Here is a 5,465-nt window from a genome sequence, read left to right as displayed (position 1 = left end):
TAGGTTATCGTCAGGCTTGTTATTCGCAGTAGAGAAAAACCCCGCCAGCCATGGTGGGGTTTTTTTTCGTCTGGTGGTTTTGTTGGGCGCCGGTGGTGGTGTCGGCTTACGCGCTGCGCGCTAAGCCGACCTACGTCCATAGAACGCCGGGTAGGTCGGATTAGCGGAGCGTAATCCGACAAGTTGGCAGTCAATACCACAGACGAAAAAAAGGCATCGCTACGCGCTGCCTTTGTCATTTATCACCACATGTTGTACATGGCGGGCATCGTCATGTTCTCTTCATATTGACACTGTACGATGACTTCCATTCTCATCATGTAACGTGTGCATCCATGTTGGCCAAGCTTAAACTCGTCAAAACTCCCAAAGGCATCGATAGTGTCCTGATGCTATCGGCCATGCTGATACTCTGGATCGGCAATTACAGCAACCTCGACCTCATGATCGCCGACAGTATGTTCGACGGGGCGCGTGGGCAATTTGCCGGTGCTGGCAGCGCGTGGGTAAGCAGTTTCCAGTTCGGCATGATCTTGCTTGGTGTCGCTTTGATCGGCTTGGCCGTCTGGGACACCTTGCATCCGCTGGCCTGGCTTGCATCACGCCGCAGCGCCTTGCGCGTGGTGGCGTTGTCGGCTATCTTCGTGCCGTTAAGCATCTATTGGCTCTTTTCCTTCAGCGACGTGCCTTGTCCCACTGATTTGTTGCGCTATGGCGGAATGGAGCCGTACGCGCGCCTGCTGGAAACGTTGCCGGCCAGCGCATCTGCCATGGCATGCCTGCCCGCTACCCAGGCAAACACTGCCTGGTGGATGTTGGCCTTGCCATTGTTCTGCCTGCCAAGACGACCACGCACGGCGGTTCTGTTCGCCGGCGTCATGCTGCTGTGTGGTTTGGCAGCAGGCTGGCAGCAACAGTTGCAAGGTGCACAATTCTTTACGCACACCTTGTGGTCTGCCTGGATCGCTTCTTTCCTCATATATCTGCTGCATCATTTGTTCCGGTCCGAGGACGCGTTGGCCTGAAACACAAAAGTACGTCACAATCTGCCTGTCGAGTTGTCGTTTCATACAAAAACAGGAGCACCATGAACGAGCAGATTGCGAGAGAAGTGGTATTGGTCCGTGCTATCGAGACGGCCGACCAGAAAAAAGAAGTCCTCAGCGAGGACGACCGCATGTATGCCAGCCGTAGTGCGCGTGAGCTTGCGCAGTGGCAAGCTTCGGGAAAGCAGGCCGAAGTGACAGGTGACGATTTCCTGCAGCAGCGTTCCGAGTTGATCATCAAGCGCATCACCGAGCGCACCCCCGCCTTCGCTGCCTTCGCGAAGCGTCGCAACGGCATGAAAACCCTGGCGCTGGCCTTGCCCCTGCTGGCCTTGCTGCTGGGAGCCGGGCTCGACCGCATCACGGATCCCCATCGTGTCGATCTGCTGTCGGCGCCCTTGCTGCTGATCATCGCCTGGAATGTACTGGTCTACCTGGGCTTGCTGATCTGGCTATGCATCCCCTCGCACTCGCTCGGCTGGCCGAAAGCGGGACTGGTGCGCCACCTGAGCGTGGGCCGCCTGGCCCTGCCGCGCAAGCTGCCGCACGCCTTGTCTTCGGGCTTGCTCAGTTTCATGGGGGAATGGGCGCACTTGAGCGCCAAGCTGACGGCCGCGCGCCTGAGCCGTACCATCCACCTGAGCGCCGCCATGTTTGCCATCGGCGCCGTTGCCTCGCTGTATGCGCGCGGTTTCCTGTCGCAATATGCGGCCGGCTGGGAAAGCACCTTTTTGAATCCCGGCCAGGTGCACAGCCTGCTTTCAACCCTGTTTGCGCCGGCGATTGCCCTGTTTCATTTGCAAGGTTTTTCGCTGGCTGAAATCGAAGCGCTGCGCTTCCCGCAAACGACGACCGTCGAAGGCGGCGCCCGCTGGGTGCATTTGTATGCGGCAACGATTTTTCTGCTGGTCGTCGTCCCCCGCCTGATCCTGGCCCTGGTCAACAACTGGCGCGCGGCGCACCTGGCCAGGCACTTTCCGCTGGATCTCGATCAACCGTATTTCCGCAAGCTCAATGAAAGCATCGGCGTGGTCACGGGCGGCATGCTGCGCGTCTTGCCATACAGCTTTACTGTCGATGAAGCACGCCACATGGGATTGGGGCAGCTGTCCATCATGCTGTTCGGCGAGCAGGGCCGCATGATGCTGCGTCCATCGACGTCGTATGGCGAAGAGCCGCAGGACGTCTTGCGCGGCACGGACTTGAACGATCCGCAAGTCAATATCACGGCCGTGCTGTTCAATCTGACGGCGACGCCGGAAAAGGAAAATCACGGCGCCTTCCTCGATTACCTGGTGCAATCGTCGGCACGCGGCATCGCCGTCCTGATCGACGAGTCCAGCTACCTGGAGCGCGCTGGTGAGCAGGTCGATAACGGTGCGCGCCTGGCGGAGCGCGTCGCCCTGTGGCAGCAGTTCTGCCAGTTCCATAAAACCACGGCCACCGTGGTCAATTTGCTCAACCCTGCCTTGCACCCGCTTGATGCAGGTGTCGGCTTGAAAGTATCGGCAGCAGCATGAGTGTGAATGTGAATAAAGATGTGCAAGATGATGCGGTGCAGATTCAGTTTGCGCTGATTTCACACACGAATAATGGCAAGACGACCTTGGCGCGCACTTTGGTGGGCGTGGACATCGGCGAAGTGCGCGACGCCGCCCACGTGACCGTGTTTGCGGAATCGCATACCCTGCTGGCCACGCCGCAGGGTGATGCCTTGCAATTGTGGGATACGCCCGGCTTTGGCGACTCCGTGCGCCTGCTCAAGCGCCTGGGCCAGTCAGGCAATCCCATCGGCTGGTTCCTGCGCGAGGTGCTGGACCGTTATCGCGACCGCCCATTCTGGCTCAGCCAGCAAGCGCTGCGCACGGCCAAGGACTCTGCCGACGTGGTGCTGTACCTGGTCAATTCCTCGGAGCATCCCAAGGATGCGGGCTACTTGCCGGCGGAAATGAAAATCCTCGCCTGGCTCGATAAGCCCGTGGTGGTCTTGCTCAATCAGATGGGGCCGCCGCGCCCTGGCAATGAGGAACACAGCGAGCAGGCACGCTGGCGCGAGCATTTGCAGCAGTATCCAATCGTGCGCGACGTCCTGGCGCTCGATGCCTTTGCCCGCTGCTGGGTGCATGAACGCGTGTTTTACGAAGCCGTGGGTAGATTGTTGCCGCAATCGCAGCAAGCGGGTTATGCGCGTTTGTTTGCTGCCTGGCAAGAGCAGAATACGGCACGTTTCCGGCAGGCCATGCGCTTGCTGGCCACGCAGTTGGCGGTGGCCGGGCAGGATCGCGAAGCCATCGAGTCCGCCTCCAAGAGCTTGCTGAAATCGGCCTTGCAGGTTGTGGGCATCGGCAAAAATGCAGAACAGCAACGCCAGGAAAAGGCCATGGCCAGCCTGGTGGCGCGGCTCAATACGCACAGCGGTGTCACCACGCGTGAGCTTTTGATCTTGCACAAACTCGACCCGACCGATGCGCATAAGATCAATAGTCGGATACGGGAAAATTTCGCCGTGCGCGCACCGATCGACAAGGCGCAAGCTGGGCTATTGGGCGCCATGATTTCGGGTGCCGCGACTGGCCTGTCGGCCGACCTGATTTCCGGCGGCCTGACCTTGGGCACGGGCGCCTTGCTTGGCGGCGTGGTCGGTGCGCTGACGTTCGCGGGCGCAGCCTGGGGTTTCAATTCCGGCACTGACCGCAATGAACCCATGATGCAATTTACGGATGCATTCCTGCGCACCCTGGTGGTGGCGGGCGTGCTGCGTTACCTGGCGGTGGCGCACTTTGGCCGTGGCCGCGGCAACTTCGTGGAAAGCGAAGCGCCTGCCTTCTGGCAAGACGAAGTCGAGCAGGCGGTGGCGCGCCATGAGGGCGCATTGGCCGAGTTGTGGAAAGACGTGCGCCGCGAGAAATCAAATGAACTGGCGGCCGAGCGTGTGCAGCCCATCATCACGGTGATCACTGCCGATGTGCTGGCGCGCCTGTACCCGGACGTGGCGCAGCAGATGTAAATACGGGCTTCCATCGCCTATTTCCAACAGGGTTTCCCATGAGCACACATAAAATCGCGGTCATCGCCGGTGACGGCATTGGCAATGAAGTCATGCCGGAGGGCTTGCGTGTAATTGAAGCGGCTGCCCGTCGTTTCAATATCGACCTGCAGTTCACGACCATGGAGTGGGCCAATTGCGACTATTACCTGGAACACGGGCAAATGATGCCCTCGGACTGGTTTGCGCAGCTCAAGGATTTCGACGCCATCTATTTTGGCGCGGTGGGCTGGCCGGACAAGGTGCCTGACCATATCTCGCTGTGGGGCTCTTTATTAAAATTCCGGCGCGAGTTCGACGAATACGTCAACTTGCGGCCTGTGCGTCTGATGCCGGGCGTGCCGTGTCCGCTGGCGAACAAAAAGCCGGGCGATATCGACTTTTATGTGGTGCGTGAAAACACGGAAGGAGAATATTCATCCGTGGGCGGGCGCATGTTCGAGGGAACAGAGCGCGAAACGGTGCTGCAGGAATCCGTGTTTACGCGCAAGGGCGTCGACCGGATATTGAAATACGCATTCGAACTGGCGCAAAGCCGGCCTAAAAAACACCTGACATCGGCCACCAAGTCGAATGGTATTGCCATCAGCATGCCATATTGGGATGAACGGGTAGAAGCGATGGGGCCGAGCTTCCCCGATGTGCGCTGGGATAAATACCATATCGACATCCTGGCGGCCCGCTTTGTATTGAGCCCCGAGCGCTTCGACGTGGTGGTCGCTTCGAATCTGTTTGGCGATATCTTGTCCGACCTGGGCCCTGCCTGCACGGGGACGATTGCCATCGCACCATCTGCCAATATCAATCCGGAGCGGACTTTTCCTTCCGTCTTCGAGCCGGTACACGGTTCCGCCCCCGATATCTATGGCCAGAATATCGCCAATCCGATCGGCATGATCTGGTCGGGCGCCATGATGCTGGACTTCCTCGGCAATGGCGACGCCAATTACACGGCGGCGCATGACGCGGTTTTGCGCGCCATCGAACAAGTGCTCGAGCATGGCCCGCGTACGCCGGACATGGGTGGCAGCGCCAGTACGACCGATGTGGGCATGGCAGTTGCTGAATTGCTGAAATAAAGCTTGCCGCCCGTGGGTGGCTTTGCTATAGTTCGCCTCCCCAATGAGACGCAGTCAAATGCGGCACTTGAGGATCACCGGAAACGGCGATGAGTAGTAAAAGAAGGAGTTGACGGATTTAGCGAAATGCTTCATACTCTTCCTTCTTCGCAGCTGACAAACACAACGCTTTGTCGATAGCGCGAAAGTAGCACCGAATACAGTTCTTTAACAATTAACAGTCGATAAGTGTGGGCATTTGATGTAAGTGCAGCAGCGATCTTCGGATCGCTGTAAAACTTAAAATATCAAATG

4 protein-coding genes are annotated in these 5,465 nt (G+C 58.5%); all 4 read left to right on the top strand.

The annotated features are described in order from the left end of the window. The first annotated feature begins 335 nt into the window (after positions 1–335). A complete protein-coding gene (locus ASN89_RS24115; protein WP_058051039.1) occupies positions 336–1,025 on the top strand; it encodes a hypothetical protein in 690 nt (229 codons plus the stop codon). A gap of 62 nt (positions 1,026–1,087) precedes the next feature. After that, positions 1,088–2,566, top strand: a complete 1,479-nt coding sequence (locus ASN89_RS24110; RefSeq protein WP_058051038.1) for a DUF2868 domain-containing protein — start codon at positions 1,088–1,090, stop codon at positions 2,564–2,566. Continuing rightward, positions 2,563–4,053: a DUF3482 domain-containing protein gene (locus tag ASN89_RS24105; protein ID WP_046684710.1), complete on the top strand. Its 1,491-nt coding sequence runs from the start codon at positions 2,563–2,565 to the stop codon at positions 4,051–4,053. The genes ASN89_RS24110 and ASN89_RS24105 overlap by 4 nt, the downstream gene beginning before the upstream one ends. Before the next feature lie 38 nt (positions 4,054–4,091). Beyond that, positions 4,092–5,171, top strand: a complete 1,080-nt coding sequence (locus tag ASN89_RS24100; RefSeq protein WP_058051037.1) for a tartrate dehydrogenase — start codon at positions 4,092–4,094, stop codon at positions 5,169–5,171. Positions 5,172–5,465 lie beyond the last annotated feature (294 nt).

Origin of the sequence: Janthinobacterium sp. Ant5-2-1 (assembly GCF_001445815.1) — a bacterium.
In the GTDB taxonomy this organism is placed as follows: Bacteria; Pseudomonadota; Gammaproteobacteria; order Burkholderiales; family Burkholderiaceae_D; genus Janthinobacterium; species Janthinobacterium lividum_E.
This window is presented reverse-complemented; position numbering and strand designations above follow the sequence as displayed.

Coding starts and splice junctions, on each gene's coding strand:
- ASN89_RS24105 (WP_046684710.1), top strand. CDS start 2,563: ATGAGTGTGAATGTGAATAAAGATGTGCAAGATGATGCGGTGCAGATT.
- ASN89_RS24110 (WP_058051038.1), top strand. CDS start 1,088: ATGAACGAGCAGATTGCGAGAGAAGTGGTATTGGTCCGTGCTATCGAG.
- ASN89_RS24100 (WP_058051037.1), top strand. CDS start 4,092: ATGAGCACACATAAAATCGCGGTCATCGCCGGTGACGGCATTGGCAAT.
- ASN89_RS24115 (WP_058051039.1), top strand. CDS start 336: ATGTTGGCCAAGCTTAAACTCGTCAAAACTCCCAAAGGCATCGATAGT.